Source organism: Winogradskyella sp. PE311 (assembly GCF_046545555.1).
In the GTDB taxonomy this organism is placed as follows: domain Bacteria; phylum Bacteroidota; class Bacteroidia; order Flavobacteriales; family Flavobacteriaceae; genus Winogradskyella.
Window position 1 is genome coordinate 1 of record NZ_JBHZTH010000002.1, and the last position, 23065, is coordinate 23065.

At 31.0% G+C, this 23065-nt stretch carries 23 protein-coding genes; 9 read left to right on the forward strand and 14 right to left on the reverse strand.

Annotated features, from left to right (window positions below):
* Positions 1 to 106 precede the first annotated feature (106 nt).
* From ACFWU4_RS09590 to ACFWU4_RS09630, 9 genes are all read right to left on the reverse strand, one after another.
* Positions 107 to 340 carry a DUF6095 family protein gene (locus tag ACFWU4_RS09590; protein WP_411127263.1) on the reverse strand — a complete coding sequence of 78 codons (234 nt, stop codon included), beginning with the start codon at positions 338 to 340 and terminating at the stop codon, positions 107 to 109.
* On the reverse strand, positions 327 to 1139 hold the full coding sequence (murQ, locus tag ACFWU4_RS09595; RefSeq protein ID WP_411127265.1) for an N-acetylmuramic acid 6-phosphate etherase: 813 nt from the start codon (positions 1137 to 1139) through the stop codon (positions 327 to 329). Before murQ ends, ACFWU4_RS09590 begins: the two co-directional genes overlap by 14 nt.
* A gap of 28 nt (positions 1140 to 1167) precedes the next feature.
* Entirely contained in the window at positions 1168 to 1986 is an 819-nt protein-coding gene (locus tag ACFWU4_RS09600) for a DUF4249 family protein (protein WP_411127266.1), read from the reverse strand.
* Positions 1987 to 1989: 3 nt separating this feature from the next.
* Positions 1990 to 4365 carry a TonB-dependent receptor gene (locus ACFWU4_RS09605; RefSeq protein WP_411127268.1) on the reverse strand — a complete coding sequence of 792 codons (2376 nt, stop codon included), beginning with the start codon at positions 4363 to 4365 and terminating at the stop codon, positions 1990 to 1992.
* A 62-nt stretch (positions 4366 to 4427) separates the two neighbouring features.
* Positions 4428 to 6647: an NADP-dependent isocitrate dehydrogenase gene (locus ACFWU4_RS09610; RefSeq protein ID WP_411127270.1), complete on the reverse strand. Its 2220-nt coding sequence runs from the start codon at positions 6645 to 6647 to the stop codon at positions 4428 to 4430.
* Between the two features lie 145 nt (positions 6648 to 6792).
* Complete coding sequence (locus tag ACFWU4_RS09615; protein WP_411127272.1) at positions 6793 to 7368, reverse strand: pentapeptide repeat-containing protein; 576 nt, start codon at positions 7366 to 7368, stop codon at positions 6793 to 6795.
* Between the two features lie 725 nt (positions 7369 to 8093).
* On the reverse strand, positions 8094 to 8444 hold the full coding sequence (rplS, locus tag ACFWU4_RS09620) for a 50S ribosomal protein L19 (protein WP_411127274.1): 351 nt from the start codon (positions 8442 to 8444) through the stop codon (positions 8094 to 8096).
* Between the two features lie 134 nt (positions 8445 to 8578).
* Positions 8579 to 9256 (reverse strand): tRNA (guanosine(37)-N1)-methyltransferase TrmD, encoded by a 678-nt coding sequence (trmD, locus tag ACFWU4_RS09625; RefSeq protein WP_411127276.1) that lies wholly within the window; start codon positions 9254 to 9256, stop codon positions 8579 to 8581.
* A 69-nt stretch (positions 9257 to 9325) separates the two neighbouring features.
* Positions 9326 to 9901, reverse strand: a complete 576-nt coding sequence (locus ACFWU4_RS09630) for a non-canonical purine NTP diphosphatase (protein WP_411127278.1) — start codon at positions 9899 to 9901, stop codon at positions 9326 to 9328.
* A gap of 63 nt (positions 9902 to 9964) precedes the next feature.
* Between ACFWU4_RS09630 and ACFWU4_RS09635 the strand changes: the two genes are divergently transcribed.
* Complete coding sequence (locus ACFWU4_RS09635) at positions 9965 to 11452, forward strand: ArnT family glycosyltransferase (protein ID WP_411127280.1); 1488 nt, start codon at positions 9965 to 9967, stop codon at positions 11450 to 11452.
* A gap of 16 nt (positions 11453 to 11468) precedes the next feature.
* Positions 11469 to 13271: a glycoside hydrolase family 2 TIM barrel-domain containing protein gene (locus ACFWU4_RS09640; protein ID WP_411127282.1), complete on the forward strand. Its 1803-nt coding sequence runs from the start codon at positions 11469 to 11471 to the stop codon at positions 13269 to 13271.
* Between the two features lie 5 nt (positions 13272 to 13276).
* Here ACFWU4_RS09640 and ACFWU4_RS09645 read toward each other — a convergent pair whose 3' ends face one another.
* Positions 13277 to 13663, reverse strand: coding sequence for a thiol-disulfide oxidoreductase DCC family protein (locus ACFWU4_RS09645; protein ID WP_411127284.1), 387 nt, complete (start codon positions 13661 to 13663; stop codon positions 13277 to 13279).
* Between the two features lie 153 nt (positions 13664 to 13816).
* On the opposite strand from ACFWU4_RS09645, the gene hpf reads away from it, so the two are divergent.
* Positions 13817 to 14116 (forward strand): ribosome hibernation-promoting factor, HPF/YfiA family, encoded by a 300-nt coding sequence (gene hpf / locus ACFWU4_RS09650; protein ID WP_411127286.1) that lies wholly within the window; start codon positions 13817 to 13819, stop codon positions 14114 to 14116.
* Between the two features lie 74 nt (positions 14117 to 14190).
* On the opposite strand, the gene rlmH is transcribed toward hpf, so the two are convergent.
* The 3 genes from rlmH to ACFWU4_RS09665 form a co-directional block, all read right to left on the reverse strand.
* Positions 14191 to 14667: a 23S rRNA (pseudouridine(1915)-N(3))-methyltransferase RlmH gene (rlmH, locus tag ACFWU4_RS09655; RefSeq protein WP_411127288.1), complete on the reverse strand. Its 477-nt coding sequence runs from the start codon at positions 14665 to 14667 to the stop codon at positions 14191 to 14193.
* On the reverse strand, positions 14654 to 15541 hold the full coding sequence (locus ACFWU4_RS09660; protein WP_411127290.1) for a hypothetical protein: 888 nt from the start codon (positions 15539 to 15541) through the stop codon (positions 14654 to 14656). The genes rlmH and ACFWU4_RS09660 overlap by 14 nt, the downstream gene beginning before the upstream one ends.
* A gap of 178 nt (positions 15542 to 15719) precedes the next feature.
* Positions 15720 to 16637, reverse strand: a complete 918-nt coding sequence (locus tag ACFWU4_RS09665) for a hypothetical protein (RefSeq protein ID WP_411127292.1) — start codon at positions 16635 to 16637, stop codon at positions 15720 to 15722.
* A gap of 69 nt (positions 16638 to 16706) precedes the next feature.
* On the opposite strand from ACFWU4_RS09665, the gene nadC reads away from it, so the two are divergent.
* The 4 genes from nadC to priA are packed head-to-tail and all read left to right on the forward strand — an operon-like array spanning position 16707 to position 21384.
* On the forward strand, positions 16707 to 17564 hold the full coding sequence (gene nadC, locus ACFWU4_RS09670) for a carboxylating nicotinate-nucleotide diphosphorylase (RefSeq protein WP_411127294.1): 858 nt from the start codon (positions 16707 to 16709) through the stop codon (positions 17562 to 17564).
* Between the two features lies 1 nt (position 17565).
* Positions 17566 to 18516 (forward strand): YihY/virulence factor BrkB family protein, encoded by a 951-nt coding sequence (locus tag ACFWU4_RS09675; RefSeq protein ID WP_411127296.1) that lies wholly within the window; start codon positions 17566 to 17568, stop codon positions 18514 to 18516.
* Positions 18509 to 18934 (forward strand): DUF2147 domain-containing protein, encoded by a 426-nt coding sequence (locus ACFWU4_RS09680; RefSeq protein WP_411127297.1) that lies wholly within the window; start codon positions 18509 to 18511, stop codon positions 18932 to 18934. Before ACFWU4_RS09675 ends, ACFWU4_RS09680 begins: the two co-directional genes overlap by 8 nt.
* Positions 18931 to 21384, forward strand: coding sequence for a primosomal protein N' (gene priA / locus ACFWU4_RS09685; RefSeq protein WP_411127299.1), 2454 nt, complete (start codon positions 18931 to 18933; stop codon positions 21382 to 21384). Before ACFWU4_RS09680 ends, priA begins: the two co-directional genes overlap by 4 nt.
* Positions 21385 to 21468: 84 nt before the next feature.
* Here priA and ACFWU4_RS09690 read toward each other — a convergent pair whose 3' ends face one another.
* Positions 21469 to 22164: a LytR/AlgR family response regulator transcription factor gene (locus ACFWU4_RS09690; RefSeq protein ID WP_076620930.1), complete on the reverse strand. Its 696-nt coding sequence runs from the start codon at positions 22162 to 22164 to the stop codon at positions 21469 to 21471.
* Between the two features lie 248 nt (positions 22165 to 22412).
* On the opposite strand from ACFWU4_RS09690, the gene rpsF reads away from it, so the two are divergent.
* Together rpsF and rpsR are read left to right on the forward strand one after the other, a co-directional pair.
* The gene (gene rpsF / locus ACFWU4_RS09695; protein WP_411127301.1) at positions 22413 to 22763 is read left to right on the forward strand and encodes a 30S ribosomal protein S6; all 351 of its coding nucleotides are present in this window, start codon (positions 22413 to 22415) and stop codon (positions 22761 to 22763) included.
* Positions 22763 to 23062: a 30S ribosomal protein S18 gene (rpsR, locus tag ACFWU4_RS09700; protein ID WP_172837628.1), complete on the forward strand. Its 300-nt coding sequence runs from the start codon at positions 22763 to 22765 to the stop codon at positions 23060 to 23062. Before rpsF ends, rpsR begins: the two co-directional genes overlap by 1 nt.
* Positions 23063 to 23065: the final 3 nt, after the last annotated feature.

Genomic DNA, 23065 nt, shown 5'->3' on the forward strand with positions numbered 1-23065 from the left:
ATTAAACTAAAACCCTTACTATTTATTTAGTAAGGGTTTTTTATGTTTTATTATAGAAGTTGAGTAAGTTACTGATATTGTCTCATTAAGTTCAAAATTCAATTTATTATTTTTTAAATATACTATTAACTATAGTGTTAATTCCTATATAAAGGAATATTATAGCGAGTATACAAATAAGTATAGATAATATGAGTAAATAAATATATAGCGGTTTTTCGTTATTATTTAAGGTTAGATGAAGTAATGTAGGGCCTGTAAACATAAATATTAAACATATGCCCATTTGTTTCAACCCTTTTGATAAAATAATTCTGTTAGTTTTATTATTTTCTTCCATTAGAAATTGATTTTCTGACTGATTTATACTTTAGAAGCAACGCGTTCGCTTTGTGATTACTTATGTTAAGTTCAGACATGATCATTTTAACACCTCTTTCAAACAATTTTTGATTGCTTAATTGCATATCTACCATTTTATTTCCTTTAACCTTTCCAAGTTGAATCATTGTAGCGGTTGATATCATGTTTAAAACCAATTTTTGAGCGGTTCCGGCTTTCATTCTAGAACTACCTGTTAAAAATTCAGGTCCAACTATTACTTCAATTGGAAATTGAGCTGTTTGTGATAAAGGACTATTTAGATTGCATGTGATACAACCGGTTATAATATTATTGTCATTACAATGCTTAAGAGTGTTGACAACATATGGAGTTGTGCCAGAAGCTGCTATACCAACTACTATATCTTTATTATCGATATTGTGGGCTTTTAAATCCTCCCAACCTTGTGAAAGTGAATCTTCAGCATTTTCAACTGCTTTTCGAATGGCTTTATCACCACCAGCTATAAGTCCGATTATTAGATCATGAGGGACTCCAAAAGTTGGTGGACACTCTGACGCGTCTAGTATACCTAAACGTCCACTGGTTCCAGCTCCAATATAAAAAAGTCTTCCTCCTTTTTTAAGCTTTTGAGTTATTTTTTCGATTAATAATTCAATTTTTGGTAGTTGCTTTTCAACAGCTATTGGTACTGTTTTATCTTCCTTATTTATATATTTTAAGATTTCACTTATCGTCATCTGTTCAAGATTATGATATAGAGAATCCTCTTCAGTAGTTTTTATAAATGTCATCTTTTAAAATTAAGAAATAAAATAATCATCATTGAATAGTATATATAACTTCATCAACTTCTGATAACCTAAAATAACCAAAAGGGAAATTTTCAGAGTTAGTAATGTTTATACAATTTCCTCTGACCGATGCTGGTTGGGTTTCGAAAGGACCGCCACTATCATCGCTACCTTGTTGAAGTAGTAAAAACATAAACTCATAAAAACGTTCAGAAACACCATAGTTTCTTATTGTTACTTGGTCACCAGGTTCTAAATCTTCTTCTGTGTAAAATCCAAAAATTTGATTTCCATCAGTAAATTCATCTTCATATACTTCTAGTGAGGGTATAACGGGAATGTTACTTATAAATTCAAAAAAATAATAATTTTCAATACCAACAGGATCTGTGTAAAAAGCTTTAAGCTCTATATCATCACCTGTAAAACCGCCATCATTATTTTGTTCAACTAAATCAATAGAAACTACAGATTTTAAAGTTTCTTGTGCAGTATAAGTTTCTCCATTATAGTTAATGGTCAAAATATATGTTTCATCTATGACTGGTATAAAATTATTATTGTTATAAACACCGGTTGAACCTTCTTCAACAAAATTGAAAACAGAATTGTCTGAATTCATAACTTGAACTGTAGCACCATTTGCTGGCGGGACAGATTCATTAAAAAAGGGTGCAGATAATGTTAGTTTTATACTTTGTTCATTACCTATTGTATTTTTCACCCAATTGATTGAGGCATCAATTACAAGTTTAGGCTCTGATTCATTCAATTCTACATCAACTATATCTTCACAACTAAAGGTGAAGAGAGTAAGTAAATAACTGAGTACAATAATTTTTTTCATAGTCTAAAATTTGAAGTTATAAGACACGGAAGGTACGATACCAAAAATTGCCAACCTTACTGCTTGATTTTGACCAGTCATTCTGTTTTCTCTAAAAGTAATGTTGGCAGCATTTCTTCGATTATAAACATTATAGATTCCAAAAACCCATTCACTTTTATAGGCTTTTTCAGTTAATGGTTTTGGCTTGTAATTAACAGCAAGGTCTAAGCGATTATAGGAAGGTAATCGGCTAGAATTTCTTGCTTCAAAACTAGGCACAGTTATCCCATTATATTGATATTGTCCATTTGGAAATGTCGCTGGTTGGCCAGTTTGAAATAAGAAATTTGTACTACAAGACCATTTATTATTAAATTCATAACTACCAGTAATTGATATGTCATGGGTTTTATCGAAAGGTGTAACGTACCATTCACCATTATTAATACCTGTCTCGTTTAATGTTTGGCCTGGCGTTCTTTGTTCAGATCTTGATAATGTATACGCAAGCCATCCTTTTAATTTACCTTCGTTTTTTCTAAATAAAATTTCTAAACCGTAAGCCTTTGCTTCTCCATTTAGAATAACTTGTTCTATTGCATTATTAGCGATAAGATCTGCACCATCTATATAATCTATCCTATTCTGAATTTTTTTATAGAATGTCTCTACTTCTAAGGAAAATAAGTTGTCTTTAAAAGATTTAAAATAACCTAAAGCTAACTGGTCTAGAAGTTGTGGTTTTACGTATTTCCCACTAGGTGTCCATACATCCAATGGGGTTGGTGAACTTGTATTAGATAGAAGATGTAGGTATTGACTCATCCTATTATAACTTGCTTTTATTGATGCGCTACTATTTAATTGATAGGCTAATGCCAACCGTGGTTCTATATTAGCAAAAGATTCTATAACATCATTTCTGTTAAAGTTCACTATACCACTAGGTATTGACTTTTCATAAATTTGTAAGTCTTCATTAAAGACTACAGGCTTATTATTTTCATAAGTATTTAGTTCATCCTGCCCTAAGCGGTGAAAAGTACTTAAGCGTGCACCGTAACTAACGGTAAGTTTATTATTTAATTTATGCTCTGCGTCCACGTATATTGCATTTTCAAAAGCATATTTATCTATAAGTTTAAAAGGGTTTATACCAGAATCTGGAGTAGTAGGGTTAATCTCTCCAGGATTAAATTTGTAGTAAATACTATTTAATCCATATTCTAATTTGAAATTATTACTTAAATAATGTTTAAAATCATATTTTAAATTAAAATTTGTAATACCAGATTCCCAGTCAAATTCAACAAAAGACAACTCTAAATCATAGTCATAATCAGAATATATTAATGAAAGATTTGAAAATATCTTATCTGAAAATAAGTGATTCCAACGAAAATTTAAAACTGTGTTGCCATAAGAATTTTCAAAACTATCAGCGATTTCAAAAACATCTCTACCAAAATAACCGGAAAGAAATATACTATTATTATCATTTAAGCGATAGCTTAATTTCGTATTGAGATCGTAAAAATATGCGACATTATTTAAATCGAATAAGGGAAGGAATAAATGAGCATAACTACTGCGACCACCAAATAGAAAAGAACCTTTATTTTTTTTAATAGGGCCTTCAGCAAGAAGTCTACTTGAAATAAGTCCGATGCCACCATTCATATGAAAACCAGTGCTACTTCCTTCTTTTTGATATATGTCTAAAACAGACGAAACACGCCCTCCGTACTTAGCTGGAATACCACCTTTATACAATTTTATATCCTTTATGGCATCTGGATTAAAAACTGAAAAGAATCCAAATAAGTGAGAAGAATTGAATATTGTAGCTTCATCTAACAATATCAGATTCTGATCGGCAGAACCACCACGTACATTAAACCCTGAGGAACCTTCTCCAGCATTCGTAACACCAGGAAGCAGAGTTATTGATTTGATAATATCAACCTCTCCCAAAACTACAGGCATATTCTTTATCGTTTTTATAGACAAAGCATTAACACTCATCTGAGGTTTTTTAATATTTAATTTTTCAATATCTTCCTTAATAACAACTTCATCTAAACTTTCTACAGATTCAGAAAGTTGAAAGTTTTTAGATAAATCAGATGTTAAGTCTATCGATTCTAGTATTGTGGTGTAACCCAAGTAACTAATCTGAATTTTATAATTACCTTCTGGAAGGGTGATGGAATAGAAACCATATTCATTAGTCATAGTACCAGACTGAATTTCGGGTAATATTATGTTTACACCAATAAGTGTTTCATTACTTTTACTATCCGTTATAGTACCATTTATGGTATACTTTTCTTGACAAAAAATGATTGAAGTCGTACAGCTAAAAATAAAGAAAAGAGCGAATAGTTTCTTTTGCATCAAACAATTTTTTTATAAAAATAAAAAAGCTTCATTTTTAATGAAGCTCTTTTAACTAAAGTTTAATTTAATATTTTATTAAGAGTTTTACTAGGTCGCATAGCATTACTAATTAAAACTTCATTGGGGTAATAATAACCATCTATATCTACAGGCACTCCTTGTATAGAATTTAACTCTTCTAAAATTTTTGACTCATGAGCCTGTAAATCTCTGAAGATATTAGTGAATTCGTGTTTTAAATCCGTATCCTTATTTTGAGTGGCTAATGCTTCTGCCCAATATAAAGCTAGATAAAAATGACTTCCTCTATTATCTAATTCGTTAACCTTTCGAGAAGGGCCTTTTTTGTTTTCTAATAATTTATCAGAGGCGTCATCTAGTGTTTCACCGAGAACTCTTGCTTTTTCATTTTTATTAACTACCGCAAAATGCTCTAGCGATACAGCTAATGCCAAAAACTCACCTAAAGAATCCCAACGTAAATGATTTTCTCCGACAAATTGTTGTACATGTTTGGGAGCTGATCCACCTGCACCAGTCTCAAATAAACCACCGCCATTCATCAGCGGTACAATAGATAACATTTTTGCACTAGTACCAACTTCTAAAATTGGGAATAAATCAGTGAGATAATCTCTAAGTACGTTTCCTGTTACTGAAATAGTGTCCTGTCCATCTTTAATGCGCTCTAATGTAAAATTAGTGGCATCTATTGGTGATAGAACTCTAATATCTAAACCAGACGTGTCATGATTGGGAAGGTATTGATTTACCTTTTTAATTAATTCGGCATCATGTGCCCTTTTTTTGTCTAACCAAAAAACAGCCGGTGTTTGCGAAGCTCTAGCCCTCGTAACTGCCAATTTAATCCAATCTTGTATTGGTGCGTCTTTTACTTGGCACATTCTCCAAATATCTCCTTCTTCAACTTTATGAGTCGTTAGTACAGAACCAGCAGCATCAATTACTTCTACCTTTCCATTGGAAGCTATTTCAAATGTTTTGTCGTGTGAACCGTATTCTTCAGCCTTTTGAGCCATTAAGCCAACATTAGGTACTGTTCCCATTGTTGTAGGGTCAAAAGCTCCATGTTTTTTACAAAATTCTATAGTAGCAATATATACGCCAGCATAACTACTATCTGGTATAACGGCTTTTGTGTCTTGTTGCTTACCATCTGCATTCCACATTTGACCAGATGTTCTAATCATAGCAGGCATGGAAGCATCAATAATTACATCACTTGGTACGTGCAGGTTTGTAATACCTCTATCTGAATTTACCATAGCTAAGTCCGCACCATGCTCTAAAGCAAAGCGAATATCTTCTCTAATTTCATCACGTTTATCATCATTAAGTTCACCTAATTTTTCAAGTAAGTTCCCAAATCCATTATTAACGTCAACACCAATTTTTCTAAATATATCACCATGTTTTTTAAACAAATCTTTAAAGAAAACACGCACAGCATGACCAAAAATAATAGGGTCAGAAACCTTCATCATTGTTGCCTTCATATGTAACGAAAAAAGCACGCTATTGTCTAACGCATCTTCAACTTGCTCTTCTAAAAATGAGATTAAAGCTTTTTTACTCATTACTGTAGCGTCAATAATTTCACCTTGTAATAAGTCTAAACCTTCTTTTAGACTTGTTTTATTACCTTTACCGTCCGTGTGTATAATACTAACAGAAGTTTGTTCTTTTAGTGTAATTGATTTTTCATTATGCGCAAAATCTCCTTTAGACATTGTAGCTACATGTGTTTTAGAATCTGCAGACCAAGCACCCATACTATGTGGATTTTTCTTTGCATAATTCTTAACAGCTTTTGGTGCGCGTCTATCTGAATTTCCTTCTCTTAAAACAGGATTTACTGCACTACCTTTTATTTTATCATAGCGCGATTTAATTTCTTTTTCTTCGTCAGTTATTGCATCTTCAGGGTAGTTTGGTAATTGATAACCTTTAGCTTGTAATTCTTCTATTGCATCAGTTAATTGAGGAATAGAGGCACTAATATTTGGTAATTTTATGATGTTAGCTTCAGGTTGTTTCGCTAATTCTCCTAATTCAGCTAATGCGTCATTAACTTTTTGATCTTCTTTTAAGTAATCTGGAAATACAGCTAAAATTCTAGCTGCTAATGATATATCTTTAGTTTCTATAGCGATGCCAGAAGATTTTGTAAATGCTTTTACAATAGGTAAAAATGAACGTGTTGCTAAAGCTGGTGCTTCATCAGTTTTTGTATAAACAATCTTTGCTGTTTTTGTCATAGGTCGTTAGAATATTTAGTATGATAATTAGCTTAAAATTTAGCTGGGCAAATATACAAAAACGATAACGTTTTCTTAGTATTAGATTAATAGTAAACTACTAAATATTTTACGATATTAATAATATAAATGCTTTATTAAGAAACTATTTATTTATTTTAATCTGAAATGAATCTAGTAGTCCAAAACAGTTGTCTTTTGAAAAGATTGCATTTTTCACTTTATTACGAGAAGGGTTTATTGAAAAATTATACGAAGTAGCGAAATTTGTGTTTTCCAAATTAGAAGAGTCGAATATAGAACCAGTTAAATCACAGTTTGAAAATAAAGAACTTTTTATTGTAGTCTCAGTGAAGTCTATATGATGCATTTTACAATCTAGAAATGTAGTTTTGTTTATTTTCATATTATAAAACGAACTAAGGTTTAAAGTACAATCCTTAAATCTAAATGCGATTAAGAAATCATTACAATTCTGAAATAAAACTCCAACTAATTTACAACGTTCAAAGTTTATATTATTAAATGTAGTATGTGTAACATTAGTATTACTGAGATTACAATTGACAAATGCACATTCTAAAAAAGAAATATTTGATAAGTCTGAATTTTCAAAATTGCAATCAGTAAATGTGCACTCTGTATACTCTCCTTTTTGGAGTACATTTTTGGTATAACTCCGTCGGTAAAATTTTTTGTTATTTATTGAATAAAAATCCATTTAACAAGAATACAAATGTTTCAGATTTAAAATAAGTTTAGGCTTTAGTAATTCTCAATTGTATAAAACAAAAAAAGCCATATCACTCAGAAAAATCTGTGCTGACATGGCTTCTATTTGAAATATTACTAACAATTAACTTATTTAGTTTACACTAAATCAGCTGCATGATTCTCATCAACATCCTTTTCAGTTACTGCATTTATACTTCAATGAAACGTTTCATATCTTTCAAAATGTATTGACCTGATATTACTAAGCTTCATAAGATTTATTTTCCTTGATGTTTTTTCCTTTATCATTCATTTACATGTTTAATACGCTCAAAAACATTGCTCATCCTTTTCGCGTTCACTTTCGTTTGCACTACTTCTTCAAAGCTTTCAATTTAATTTTCTATAGTCTACAAAAGTATACGATATCAATTAAATATCTTGATTATATCACTTAAGCTCATCTACACAAGCGGTTCTATAACCTCAAAAAATAATCTCAATAAATAAAGAACGTTTCTTTATCTGAAATTAACATAAATTTAAAATATATTTTAAAATCAAACTAAGTTTGCTGCTAATTCTTAGATAAATTTAAGATTTAGTTGATAAAAATACAATTTATTAGCATTTTAGATATAAACATCTTATGAACCGTAGTTATTAACAATAGTTAATAAACTAAAAAAGCCTTCATAATTGAAGGCTTTTAAATATAATGTGTAAGTTGAATTATCTTCTAACTTCTTTAATTCTTGCTTTCTTACCAGTAAGACCTCTAAAGTAGAATATTTTAGCTCTACGAACTTTACCACGTTTATTAACTTCAACTTTTTGTAATGCAGGTAAATTAACTGGGAAGATACGCTCTACACCAATTGTTCCAGACATTTTGCGGATAGTGAATGTTTCTGATGTTCCTGTTCCTTTTCGTTGTAATACTACACCTCTAAAAAACTGAGTACGCACTTTTTCACCTTCTCTAATTTCGTAATATACTGTGATTGTATCACCAGCACCAAATTTTGGAAAGTCTTTGCGTGTTACAAATTCGTCTTGTACAAATTTTACTAAAGAATTCATTTTGTTTTATTTATAATGATTATTTCAAACTAACATTCGCGATTCTCGCCAGAGGTTAATCCAAAATTGGGTGCAAATATAGTTAAAAAGTGGAAAGTAAAAAGAAGAAAATAGAAAGATTTTAAGTTTTGTTTTTACTCTTCTAAAAGGTCTGGCCTAAGCTCTTGTGTTCTTTTGTAGGCTTGGTCTTCTCTCCATTTTTCAATTTCGGGAAAATTACCGCTAAATAAGACTTTAGGAACTTTCATTCCTTTATATTCTCTTGGCTTTGTGTAAATAGGTGGCGCAAGAAGATTATCTTGAAATGAATCCGTTAGAGCAGATGTTTCATTACCTAGTACACCAGGTATTAGTCTTATTATAGCATCACACAGAACAGCCGCACCTAATTCGCCTCCAGAAAGCACATAATCTCCTATTGATATTTCCTTTGTAATAAAACGGTCTCTCACACGCTGATCTACACCTTTGTAATGACCACAAAGAATAATTATATTTTCTTTTAAAGAAATTGTATTAGCAATTCCTTGATTTAATCGTTCACCATCTGGAGTCATGTATATAACTTCGTCATAGTCGCGCTCAGTCTTTAGCTTAGAAATACATTTATCTATAGGCTCAATCATCATTACCATACCAGCACCTCCTCCAAATTGTGTATCATCAATAGCTTTATAGCCACCTGTAGCAAATTCTCTTAAATTATGAAAGTGAACTTCAACTAAGCCAGCTTCAATAGCACGCTTTAAAATAGACGCTTCAAACGGACTTTTTAAAAGTTCTGGCAATACTGTGATAATGTCTATACGCATATTCTTCTTAATAGGATTCAAAGATAGGTTTATTCAGTTAATTCTTTATTAAGTGTATACTATAAAAGCTTACTGTCGATTTAAAAATTCTATAAGTTGTCTTACAGCTTTACCGCGATGTCCAATTTTGTTTTTTAAATCTAAATCTATCTCAGCGAATGTGTTTTCAAAATTATCTGGTTTAAAAATGGGATCGTAGCCAAAACCTTTTTCTCCATGTTTTTCTATGGTTATTTCACCTTTGCATATACCAGTAAATGTTTTTAGTTCACCATTAAGATGAAGTGCAATTACAGTTTCAAATTGTGCGGTTCTAGAATCTTTATTTTTTAATTCGGTAAGTAATTTATTCATATTGTCCTCTGCGTTGCGCTGAGGACCTGCATAACGTGCGGAATATACTCCTGGTTCACCATTTAAAGCTTCAACGACCAAGCCAGTATCATCAGCAAAACAATCATATCCATAATTGGTTTTAATATATTCTGCTTTTTGTATGGCATTACCTTTTATTGTTGGTTTTGTTTCAGGGATGTCTTCAATACATAAAATATCAGATAGACTTAAAAGCTTGATATGCTTTGGGACGAGTGCTTGTACTTCTTTAAGTTTATTTTTATTGTTGGTGGCAAAAACAAGTTGCATGAGTTTCAGGTTTTATTCAAATATAAATACATATTCATTAACTTTAACTCAAATTGTTATTCCATGAAAAAGTATTTACCACTAATCCTCATATTGGCTGTAATAAAGTTTAGTGTTCAGTGGATAGGTAATTATAATTATGGATTTCATCGCGACGAGCTATTGCATTTGTCAGTAAGCGAGCACTTAGATTGGGGATTTATGGAATTTCCGCCACTTATTGCTTTTATTGGTAAACTGTCATATATGCTTTTTGATTATAATTTATTGGGTGTTAGACTTTTTCCAACATTGGCAGGAGTGTCTATTTTAATATTGTGTTGCCTAATAACTAAAGAGCTTGGTGGTAAGTTTAGAGCTGTTTTATTATCTGGTGTATGTATATTAGCTTTTATTCCGTTTTATCGAAATCACACATTATTTCAACCTGTAGCATTTGATCAATTATTCTGGACACTTGGGTTCTATTTTTTAGTAAAATTTATTAATTCTAAAAACAAGAAATTTTTAATTCTACTAGGTATTACTCTTGGTCTAGGGTTATTAAATAAGTATACTATTTTAGTCTGGGCTTTTGGCGTTTTTATAGGATTGCTATTTTATGATAAAGCAAAGCTATACAAAGATAAGTGGCTTTATATTTCAGGAATAGTTGCTTTATTAATAGTTACCCCAAATATTATATGGCAGTTTACAAATGATTTCCCCTTAATGAGGCATATGCAAGCCTTAAATGAAAACCAATTAGATGCTATAGATCCTTGGAAATTTATTTTAGATCAGCTTGAACTGCTTTTTACTTTTATAGTATTCCTTCTGGGAATTGTCGGTTTAATTTTTAGCAAAAACCTAAAACATTATAAATTTTTAGGAATTACTTGTATTGTCATTTTTATGACAATGTGGTTAATGAGCGCTAAAACCTATTATGTTTTTGCTTTATATCCTATATTATTTTCTGCAGGTTCTGTTTTTATCGAAAGTTTGTTTAAAAAGCGATTAAATTTAATATATCTAATTGCTGCATTAATAGTATTGCCTATTATTTATTATATACCCGATGCAACACCAGTTTTACCAATAGAAGATTATATCGAATATAAAGGTCTTGAAGAGGTTGAAGGTAGATATGAACTAACAGGAGATTATGCAGATATGTTTGGTTGGGAAGAAAAAGTAAAGTTAGTTGATAGCGTGTATCAATCATTATCTGCAGATGAAAAGAAGAACTGTGTGATCTGGGCTGAAAATTATGGAGAAGCTGGTGCATTAAAAGTTTTGGGTAAAAAATATGGTTTACCTAACCCTATAAGTAGACATGGTAGTTTTTGGATTTGGGGATTTGATAATAAAAATGCTAAAGTCTGGATAAGCTTAGGGAACGAAAAACCATCTGTTGAGCATGTTTTTAAAGATATAGAATTGGTAAAAATGATAACCCATAAATATGCAATAGACGAAGAGCACAATATTCCACTTTACATTTGTAGAAACCCGAAAATAGATATTACAGATTGGTGGAAGGCCTACGAACCTCATATTTTTGATTAGATATAAACTGAATTTTATGAAATTATTTTCGAGTGTATTACTTGTTCTTTTAGTACATAGCCTAATTGCACAAACCACAATTAATAAGACAAAAGACCAATGGCATTTAATGGTCAATGGTGAAAAATTTTATGTAAAAGGTGCAACTTTTGGATATGTGGACGACATAGATAATTACGACACTTATTTTAAAGATCTTAAATTTCTTGGAGTAAATACAATTAGAACTTGGGCTACTGGTGAAAATACAAAACAGCTATTAGACGCAGCAGAAGTTAATGGTATAAAAGTAATGATGGGTATTTGGATGCGACATGGACGTCCAGGTATGGAAGATGACGACAGCTTTAATTACCTAGAGGATAAAGAAGGTATGGAAGCGATGTATATAAATGCAATTGAAAAGGTTAAGTCTTACAAAGATCATCCTGCAGTGCTAACTTGGGGAATAGGCAATGAAGTGTATTTAAATATGGCTACAGATGAAGAGAAAATAGCTTATTCAAAATTATTAGAGCGTATTTGTAGTAAAATAAAATCAATAGACCCAAACCATTTAATAGTTTCTGTAGAGGCCTGGAATTTTGGTTTAGATTGGTGGGAAAAATACGTGCCTTCAATTGATATCTATGGGCTCAATTGTTATGGAGCTGGTGCCAATTACCTTCAAGATGAATTAGATAAACGAGATATTAATAAACCTTATATTATTACAGAATTTGGTGTTACAGGTGAATGGGATATTAAAGATAAAAAAAATGGAATTACAATAGAACCTTCAGACACTGAAAAATATGAAGCAATAACTGGCGGTTATAGAGACTGGATATCTAACAAACCATCTTGCTTAGGGGTCTATATGTTTCATTATAATAGTGGTAATCAATTTATGGCTCCATGGCTATTTACCCACGTTAATAATTCTAAACGGCCGCAGTATTGGGCCATTAGAGAGGCATATACGGATAATAAGCCAACTAATAATATTCCTTATATAAAAGCTTTTCAATTACCCAATGACACTTTTAAAAGCGAAACTTGGATACCTGTAACTTTAGAAGTAGAAGATATAGAAAATGATCAACTAGAGGTTAGTTTTAGTTATAATCAACGCACAGGTAGCAGAAAACGAAGAGATCAAATTAATGCACTTAGTCATAGAGGTAATCTCAAAGACGGTTTTGAGATTAAACTACCACAAGAAGATGGTGCAATAAAGGTCTATGCTAATGTTAATGATAGTTTTAATAATATGGGCATTGCTTCAACCTCAATTTTAGTAGAGGATGAAAAAGCGAGAGCAAAGCAGTTTAAAGTGCCTAAAGTGAGTCTACCTTTTTATGTATATGAGGATAATGAAGAGCCTCCTTATTTTGCATCTGGCTATATGGGTAACTATAAAGATTTAGAAGTAGATGTTAATTATAAAAGAGAAAAACACTCTGGCACATCATCTATTAGGATACATTATAAAGCCATAAGCAGTTGGTATGGAATAGCGTTTGTAGATCCTGCAAATGATTGGGGAGAAATTTTGGGTGGTTACGATATTAGTGGTGCAAAAACATTTAGTTTTTGGGCAAAATCAGATTTTAGTGGTGTCAGTGCTAAAATTGGATTTGGTTTAATAGATAAAGACAAACCATTTCCAGACACTTCAAAAACCTCAATAAATGTAGATTTAACTTCAGAATGGAAAAAGTTCACGATTAAGATTAAGAAATTAGATCTAAGTTGCATCCGATCAGGATTAGTCCTTTTTTCTAACGGTTATGGCTCTTCCCATAAAATTTATATCGATGATGTGGTTTTTGAATAAGTTATCTATTTAAAATCAATAGTACAACTACTAGATTGACCAAACCATTTTAAACGATTTTTTGATGCAGTCTTATAGATAAAATCTCTTAGTAGCCTTGGTATAAAGCCTAATAAAGCTGCGACACGTTGCCATTTAGGTATTTTAGATACAATTTTAAGAAAGCCATCAGAGTGAGTTTTAACCCCTTGTTCGTCGATTAGAATAACCGTATCTAACTGTTCTGTTGGAAAACCATATTTTATTAATAACTCTTGTCCATATTGAGATTGAAAAGCCACAAATTGAAATAAATCTTCAGGAGTAAATTTTAATAACCATCCAACAACTCCATTACATAAATTGCACTCTCCATCAAAGATTATAATATCTTTTTTTACACTGTTATTCATAGTTGATTTTGTTTTCCTATTAATAGACGCAGATGCTTGAGAAAACTTTCATTAATAAAAAAATTAGAAAATTTTTATGATATTCATCTTATAATGTGGGCTCAAAATTTCGTATCTTAGATAGAGAAATTAATAACCAAAAAAGAAACGATTATGACAGTAAATTTTCAGTATGTGAATACAGACGTGAGTGAAACATTATCAGATTTCATTACAGACAAATTAGAAAAATTAACAGAGAAATTTGAATTTTTAATTTCAGCACAAGTCTACATTAAGCACGAAGATAATAACCATGAGGCTGGTAAAATTTGTAGTATAGAATTAAGTTTACCTGGCCCTCGCATTTTTGCAACATCTAATGAGCGCAACTATGAGATGGCGGTAAATGAAACTATAAACGATTTAACTCGTCAACTAAAGAAGCGAAAGGAGATTTATAAAGTATATTAAACAAAAGTTGAATTAAATGAAACAGGCATTAGTAATTTTTATACTAATGCCTATTTTATTTCAATCTTATTAAATTATCGATGATGATAAGGCTCATTTTTTAAAATAGTAAACCCTCTATATAATTGTTCTACAAAGAACAAACGTATCATTTGGTGCGAAAAGGTCATCTTAGATAGGCCTAATTTTCCGTTAGCTCTTTTATATACAGCTTCAGAAAAACCATAAGGGCCTCCAATTACAAATACTATAGTCTTAATGCCAGAATTAAGATGTTTTTGCAAGTAATTTGAGAAAGCTACAGAATCCATTTGTTTTCCGTTCTCATCTAACAAGATGATGACATCAGAATTTTGAGTTTTAGATAAAATTAGCTCACCTTCTTTCTCTTTTTGCTGCGCTTCAGAAAGATGCTTAACTTTTTTTAAATCAGGTATGATGTCAAGCTCAAACCGAATATAATGGCTCAACCGCTTTTTATAATCTTCAATTAAAACTTGAAGATTTTTATTATCTGTTTTGCCTATAGATATTAATTTAATAGTCGGCATAGCTGTAACAATGTGGTATTTCTACTTTTACAGTTATGGTTCTCTGACCAACATGTTGATTTTTATATTGTTGCTGAAAATTATCAAAAAGACTTTCTTTTTTTGCTTCTCTTTGTAAAAATCTATTTGTATAAGCATCTGCAGAATTAATCATTTCAGTTACAAATTTTGGATTCTCTTTTACGGGTTTTGTTTTAAAAGATTTGAAATCCATTATATAATTAGACCAGTCAGAATTTAGCATTTTATCAACTTGAAGCTGATTTAATTGTTTGTAATAGAAATAATCTCCGTTAGTTTTTATTATTATAACACCATAAGATTCGTTCTTAAATAGTTTGTGCTTTAAACTTTCTGTTATTTGATGAGTTTGATAGTTTTTTGAATTGTAATCGTAGTTTATAGCTTCTGAATAAATATGATAAGCTTCAGCATTATTTTTTCTTGCAAATCGTTTACATTTATTTTGTTTTGAGTCATACTTTTTTTTCTGTTTTAAATAATCTGAAATATCAAAACTATTTTCCAATGATAAATTTTTGTCATTAACGCCTTTTAAGGTGTCTTGATAAATGAGAATAATATTCTTTTCAAAATCTACTTGGCTAAGTTGATTTTTAATTGAGTTTTTTATATGTTGAAACTCTTCAGTGTTAAATTGTCCAATTTCATAATTAAGACTTAGACGGTTTAAAATGTTATCATTTTTAATATCAGTTTTTTCTGAATAAACTGATGTCGCTAATTTAATTTTGTATTCTTCCTCATTAATTTCGTTAGAATTTTCGTCTAAATAAATTTCTACTTTATTGTTGTTTTGAGAAAAGGATAATAAACTAAAAATGGTGAATAAAAAGATGGTTATTTTTTTCAAAATCTTGATTATTTTATTTCCTTAAGATACGAAAAAAAATAGAATTTTGAAGGCGTATAATTCTATTTTTAAACTTTTTTTAGCGTATTAATGTTTAATGATTGGTTTGAGAATTGAAAATTAGTTTACACCTATCTTTGCATTTAAGATTTTTATCTGTTTTACGTTGGTAATTACTTTAAAAGTGAGCGTGCCCATAACAATGCGGTATACCTACTGAAATTCTATATTTTTTTGTACCTAATTTAGTTTCGTATTTTGCTTCTCTTTCCATTTCTCGTTTTCTGACCTCAATGCTTTTACGTGCAAATTCTTCACCATATTCTCTGGCACTTTTATACATTTCTGTTAGAAAAACAGGGTCTCTTTTTAAAGGTTTAACTTTAAGGGTATTTAGATCTTTTATGTAATTTGCCCAATCTGAGTTTAACATTTTTTCTACCTGAAGTTGATTTATGTATTTATAGAAAAAATATTGACCGTTTGGTTTTAAAATTACTAAACCATATGATTGTCCCTTGAAAAAAATAGATTTAAGTAGTACTGATATTTTATACTCTTTGTAATTTTTTGACTTAAAATTATAATTTTGCTTAGCGGAAAAAAAATGTAATGGAATGGCGTCGTTTTGTTTAGCAAATTTATTACACTTTTTCTGTTCTTTATCGTACCTTTTTTTTCTTTTTAAATAATTATCTTCAGAAAAACCATCAGAGAAATCTGCATCTACCAAACGTTTTTTGTTATCTTTATTATAACTGCCACCTAGGGTATCTCTGAATACTAGAATTAATGATTTATCAAATTCGCTAATGCCTATTTCTTTTTTTAATAGGTCATGTAATTGTTGAAGTTCTATAGTGTTGAATTGACCAAAATCATAATCCACAATTAGTTTTTTAATAATCATTGAATCCTTATCATAAATCCTTTTGCTATAAATTTTAGTTAAAGATTTTGCAACAAAATCTACTTTGTTTATCTGGTTAAGATCTTCATCAAAATAGAAAGTTGGCTTTGTAACTCCTTCTTGCGCTTCTAAATTTAGAAACAATACGAGTAATGTTAAAGAAATTAGAGCCTTGGTAAACTTCATAAAACTAAATTACAACTATATTTCAAATATCATATTTCAATTCCTATTTTTACATTAAATACGATATACATGATTTCAAAAGAACAATTCAAGATAGAGATAGATGGTATTATAGCTAATGCAATACGCGAAGATGTAGGTGACGGAGATCATAGCTCTTTGGCATGCATACCTGCAGATGCGCAAGGCAAAGCAAAACTTTTAGTTAAGGATGAGGGAATTATCGCTGGTGTTGAATTTGCAAAGCAAGTTTTTGCTTATGTAGACCCAAATATGAAAGTAGAGACCTTAATAGGAGATGGGAGTTCTGTAAAATATGGGGATATTGCTTTTTTTGTAGAAGGAGCTTCACAATCTATTCTTAAAGCCGAGCGTTTGGTTTTAAATGCTATGCAACGTATGAGTGCCATTGCAACTAAAACTAAGAGTTTCGTGGATTTGTTAGAAGGAACAAATACTAAAATTTTAGATACACGTAAAACTACACCAGGAATTAGAGCGCTAGAAAAATGGGCTGTTAAGATTGGTGGTGGTGAAAATCATAGGTTTGCATTGTATGATATGATAATGTTAAAAGACAATCATATTGATTTTGCTGGAGGAGTAGAAAAAGCAATAAGCTTAACAAAACAATATCTAAAAGATACTAACCGAGATTTAAAAATTATTGTTGAAGCACGCAACCTAGAAGAGATTAAAAAGATATTAGATTGTGGAGGAGTCTATCGTATTCTCATAGATAATTTTAATTATGAAGATACTCGCAAGGCAGTAAAATTAATTGGCGATCAGTGTTTAACAGAGTCTTCAGGAGGCATAAATGAAAAAACCTTGCGACATTATGCAGAATGTGGTGTAGACTATATTTCTTCTGGAGCATTAACACATTCAGTATATAATTTAGATTTAAGCCTTAAGGCAGTATAATATGACAAAGCCTATTGAAGAAAAATTAGATAAAATTCCGATTCTTAATTTAGTCGTTCGCTTCTTTAAACAGATTAAACTACCTGGATTTGAAGGCTTATCTATTTATGATTTATTAGAGCTATACATACGAGGTATTGTAAAAGGTGCCTTAACAACCCGAGCAAGTGCGATTGCTTTTAGTTTTTTCACAGCAATTTTCCCTTTCTTATTATTTGTTATTATTTTAATTCCACATATACCAATAGCAGATTTTCAAGAAGAATTCTTGGATTTTTTAAATTCCTTTTTACCGCCTCAAACATCTGGTTTTTTTGAAAAGAATATTTTTGAAAACATTAGCGGAAGAGGTGGAGCAGGTTTGCTTTCATCTGTGTTTTTATTATCCATGTTACTAATGGCAAATGGAGTTAATGCCGTATTTTCTGGTTTTGAAAACTCATTTCACGAGCAATTAACACGAAACGTTTTTAAACAATACTTATATGCTTTGGGAATTGCTTTGATTCTAGCAATACTCGTACTGTTAACAGTTGCGTTTTTTGGTTATTTTCAAATTTATGTTATCGAGCCTTTGTATGAGCGGATTAATCACGAGGCGGTTTCCGACACTAATTCTGGCGTAGGCTGGGTTATTTTTGCCAAATACATGTTTTTTGTACTTATGGTATACTTGGCAACAGCAACACTTTACTATTTTGGTACAAGAGAAGGCAGAAATACAAGATTCTTTTCAGTAGGTGCATTATTAACAACTTTGCTCATCATTTTAACGTCATACCTCTTCGGTATTTATATTAATAACTTTTCTCAGTATAATGAGCTTTATGGTTCTATTGGAGGGCTTTTAATTCTGTTATTGTATTTATGGTTAAACTCTAACATATTACTTTTGGGTTATGAACTTAATGCATCTCTAAGAAGATTGCATAAAATAAATAAGAATGAATAGAATTTTAGTTGTATTATTTGTTTTAGTTGCATTCAATTTTTGCTCGGCTCAAGATATCTTTGGCAAATGGAAAACTATAGATGACGAAACGGGAAAGGAAAAATCTATTGTTGAGATTTATAAGGATGATGGAAAGGTTTATGGTAAAATAGTTGAGCTAATTAATCCGGATAATAAAAGGCCAATTTGCTCTAAATGCCAAGGTGAGAAGAAAGACCAACCTATAATTGGTATGATAATAATAGAGGATTTAGAAAAAGACGGTGACGTTTTTGAAGGCGGCACAATACTTAATCCAAAAAATGGTAAAATCTATAAATGTAGATTAAAGTTAGAGGCAAACAAAAATACCTTACAAGTTAGAGGTTATGTATCATTTTTTTATAAAACACAATACTGGCAACGAGTTATAGAGTGATTTATTTTGTAGATGTCATACTGCCAATTCCCCTTCAAAAAGCCTTCTCTTATCATATTACAGAAGCAGAAGCGCAATTCTTAGAACCAGGAATTCGAGTTGCTGTGCCCTTTGGTAAAAGCAAAATTTACACAGCTTTAGTTTATAAAATTCATAACAATCCACCAACAGCTTATGAAGCTAAAACTATTCATCAGATTTTAGATGAAAAACCTGTGGTGACTGAAGTACAAATGAAACATTGGGAGTGGATTGCTAGTTACTATCTGTGCAGTTTGGGTGAGGTTATGAGAGCTGCTATGCCAAATGCATTTATGTTAGAAAGTGAAACCATCATCTCTAAAAATGAAAAAATAGAAGTCAAGGATTCTGAATTAAAAGATGATGAATTTTTAATCTATGAAGCTTTACATCATCAGTCTTCATTAAAGATAAATGACGTTGTTTCTATTTTAGATAAAAAGCGTGTGTTACCTGTTATAAATGGTTTAGTAGAAAAAGGCGTTTTGTATTTACAAGAAGAGCTTTACGAAAAGTATCAACCTAAATTGGTCCGATATATAAAACTGCACGACAATCATAAGTCTGAAGAAAAACTACATGAATTATTAGAATTATTAAGTAGAGCACCAAAACAGCGAGAAGTTATTTTGGCATTATTTACAATGGAAGCGTCTTCAAAAGAAGCCATAAAAGTTTCAGAATTAGTTAAACGAAGTGGTGCTTCAACAGCTATAATAAAAACCTTAATTGATAAAGCAATTTTAGAGGAATACCATATTAGAACAGATCGTGTTCAATTTGAAGGTGAAGGTGATGCAGATTCAAAAACCTTAAGTGAACCACAAGAATATGCATTTAATGAAATAGAGATTTTTTTTCAATCAAAATCTGTTGCATTGCTTCATGGAGTAACATCTTCTGGTAAAACAGAAATCTATGTCCAGTTAATTAAAAAACAATTAAAGTTAGGTAAACAGATTCTGTACCTCTTACCAGAAATAGCACTAACAACGCAGTTGGTACAAAGATTACAAGATTATTTTGGAGACAAAGTAGCGGTATTTCATAGTAGATATTCAGGAAATGAAAGGGTTGAAGTATGGAATAATATGCTCAACAATTCTAAAAAAGCACAAGTAATTATTGGTGCACGCTCCTCCTTATTATTGCCATTTAAAAATCTAGGATTAATAATTGTAGACGAAGAGCATGAGTCGTCTTACAAACAATTCGATCCAGCGCCACGCTACCATGCCAGAGATGCAGCTATTGTGCTCGCGAATATGCATAAAGCAAAAACACTCTTAGGTTCTGCTACGCCAAGTTTAGAAAGCTATTTTAATGCAAGTCAAGGAAAGTATGGATTAGTAGAATTAAACACGCGTTACAATAATGTATTAATGCCAGACATTGAATTGGTAGATTTAGCAGATAAGTATAAGCGGAAAAGAATGAAAGGTCATTTTTCAGATAGACTTATAGAAGAAATGACAGAAACTTTAGAGCAAGGTTTTCAGATTATATTATTTCAAAATCGAAGAGGATTTTCACCTATTGTAGAATGTACTACTTGTGGTACATCTCCACAATGCCCTAATTGTGATGTAAGTTTAACGTATCATCAGTATAGGGACCAATTACGTTGTCATTATTGTGGTTATAATTCTGCAATGCTAAAAAGTTGTCAAGCCTGCGGAAATTCAACATTAGACACTAAAGGTTTTGGTACGGAGCAAATAGAAGAGGAGGTGAAGACTTTATTTCCAAATCATAAAGTTGCTCGTATGGATTTAGACACAACACGAGGTAAATATGGTTTTGAAAAAATAATAAACAGTTTTGAGCAGCGCGAAGTAGATATTTTAGTGGGCACACAAATGCTAACTAAGGGTTTAGATTTTAGACATGTAAAATTAGTTGGGATTATGAATGCTGATAATTTACTTAATTTCCCAGACTTTAGAGCTCACGAGAGGAGTTATCAATTAATGGCTCAAGTTTCGGGTAGGGCAGGTCGTACAGACATTAGAGGTAAAGTTTTAATACAAACTTATAATCCGCATCACAACATACTACAACAAGTCTCAACTAATGCTTACGCACCTATGTTTGCAGAGCAAATGAATGATCGTTATAATTATAAGTATCCTCCAGTTTTTAGAATAATAAAAATAACATTTAAACATAAAGATTATAACCGCGTTAATCTGGCTGCAGATTGGTACGCAAAATCATTAAAGCAAGTATTTAGGTCCAATGTGTTAGGTCCAGAATTCCCTCCAATATCTCGTATAAGAAACCTGTACAATAAAAATATTTTAATTAAGATACCACAAAATCAGTCTTTAGGTAAAACAAAGGAAGCTATAATTAAAATTAATAATAGTTTTAATGCTGTAAAAGATTTTAGACCAGTTAGAGTTGTACTAAATGTAGACAATTATTAAGACTAAAAAATCCCGTTCTATTAACGGGATTTTTTTATTTCAATGTGCATTGAGATATTCTGCAATAATTATAGGAGTAAAATTCTACATATTATTTAAAGCATCTACCAATTGGGTCTTTTTATTACGACTCAATGGAATCTCATAAGCACCAACTTCAACATTCTTACTGTTAAAGCGGTCAATTTTATCTAAGTTCACAATATAAGATTTGTGAATTCGTAAAAACTTTCCTTCTGGTAGTTCCTTCTCAAAAGCTTTCATAGTAGATAATACTACTAGGCTGTTTTCTTCTGTTACGACTTTTACATAATCGCCAAGAGCTTCGATCCATTTAATATCCTTAATATAAACTTTACGTTTTTTAAGATTACTTTTCACAAAGATATGCTCGCCATCAGTCTCGTTAAAGTCTAATTTTAATTTATGCTGCTCAATAGCTTTTTCTACGGCAGTATTAAAACGTTCTTTTGTGATTGGTTTTTGAAGATAGTCGGTAGCGTCGTAATTAAATGCTTTAAAAGCATATTCGGTTTTACCAGTAACAAAAATAATTTGGGGTTTGTTGTTGAGTACATCTAAAAGTTCAAAACCGTTTAACACCGGCATCTCTATATCTAGGAAGATAAGATCTACTTTATGGGTGTTAAGACCGTTCTTTGTTTCTAAGGCACTGCTGTACTCTGCAATAAGGTTAAGCGAAGAATGATTCTCGATTAACTTTACTATAGAGAGGCGCTGAATCGCAGAATCATCAACAACTACACAGTTTAAAGTCATAACATTAATATTTTATTAGGTTAAGATATCGACAATAGTACAATATTTTCGGTTAAAAAACAAATATTACCGATAAAGTGTGAAATTTAACAAAATCTTCAAGAATTAAATTCACTAAAACTGTGTATTCAAAAACGTTGCCACGATTAAGACATTTTATAAAAAACATTAGCTGAAATAAACTTTGCTAGAAATAGAAATAATCCTTATTTTTGCAGCCGTTTTAACAATAAACAAAATAATTTATTATGAATCATTATGAAACTGTTTTCATCTTAAATCCCGTTTTATCTGACGATCAGATAAAGGAGACAGTTAAGAAATATGAGGATTTCCTCGTTTCTAAAGGAGCTAAGATGATTGCCAAAGAGAATTGGGGCTTGAAAAAGTTGGCTTACCCAATCCAAAACAAGAAAAGTGGTTTTTACCACTTATTTCAGTACACTGTTGCTGGTGAAGCAATAGAACCTTTAGAGGTCGAGTTTAGACGTGATGAGCGTTTTATGCGTTACTTAACTGTAAAATTAGACAAGCATGCAATTGCTTGGGCTGAGAGAAGAAGAGAAAAACTTAAAGTTAAAGCAAAAGCAAAAGCGTAATTATGTCATCAATAGAACAACAAGCAAAAGGAAAAAAGGACGGAGAAATTAGATATCTTACTCCTTTAAATATAGAAACTTCTAAAACTAAGAAGTATTGCCGTTTCAAGAAATCTGGAATCAAGTATGTAGATTATAAAGATGCAGATTGGTTATTAGGTTTTGTTAATGAGCAAGGTAAATTGTTACCAAGACGTTTAACAGGAACTTCTTTAAAGTACCAAAGAAAAGTATCTGTGGCTGTTAAGAGAGCTAGACATTTAGCTTTAATGCCATATGTAGCAGATTTATTAAAATAAAAC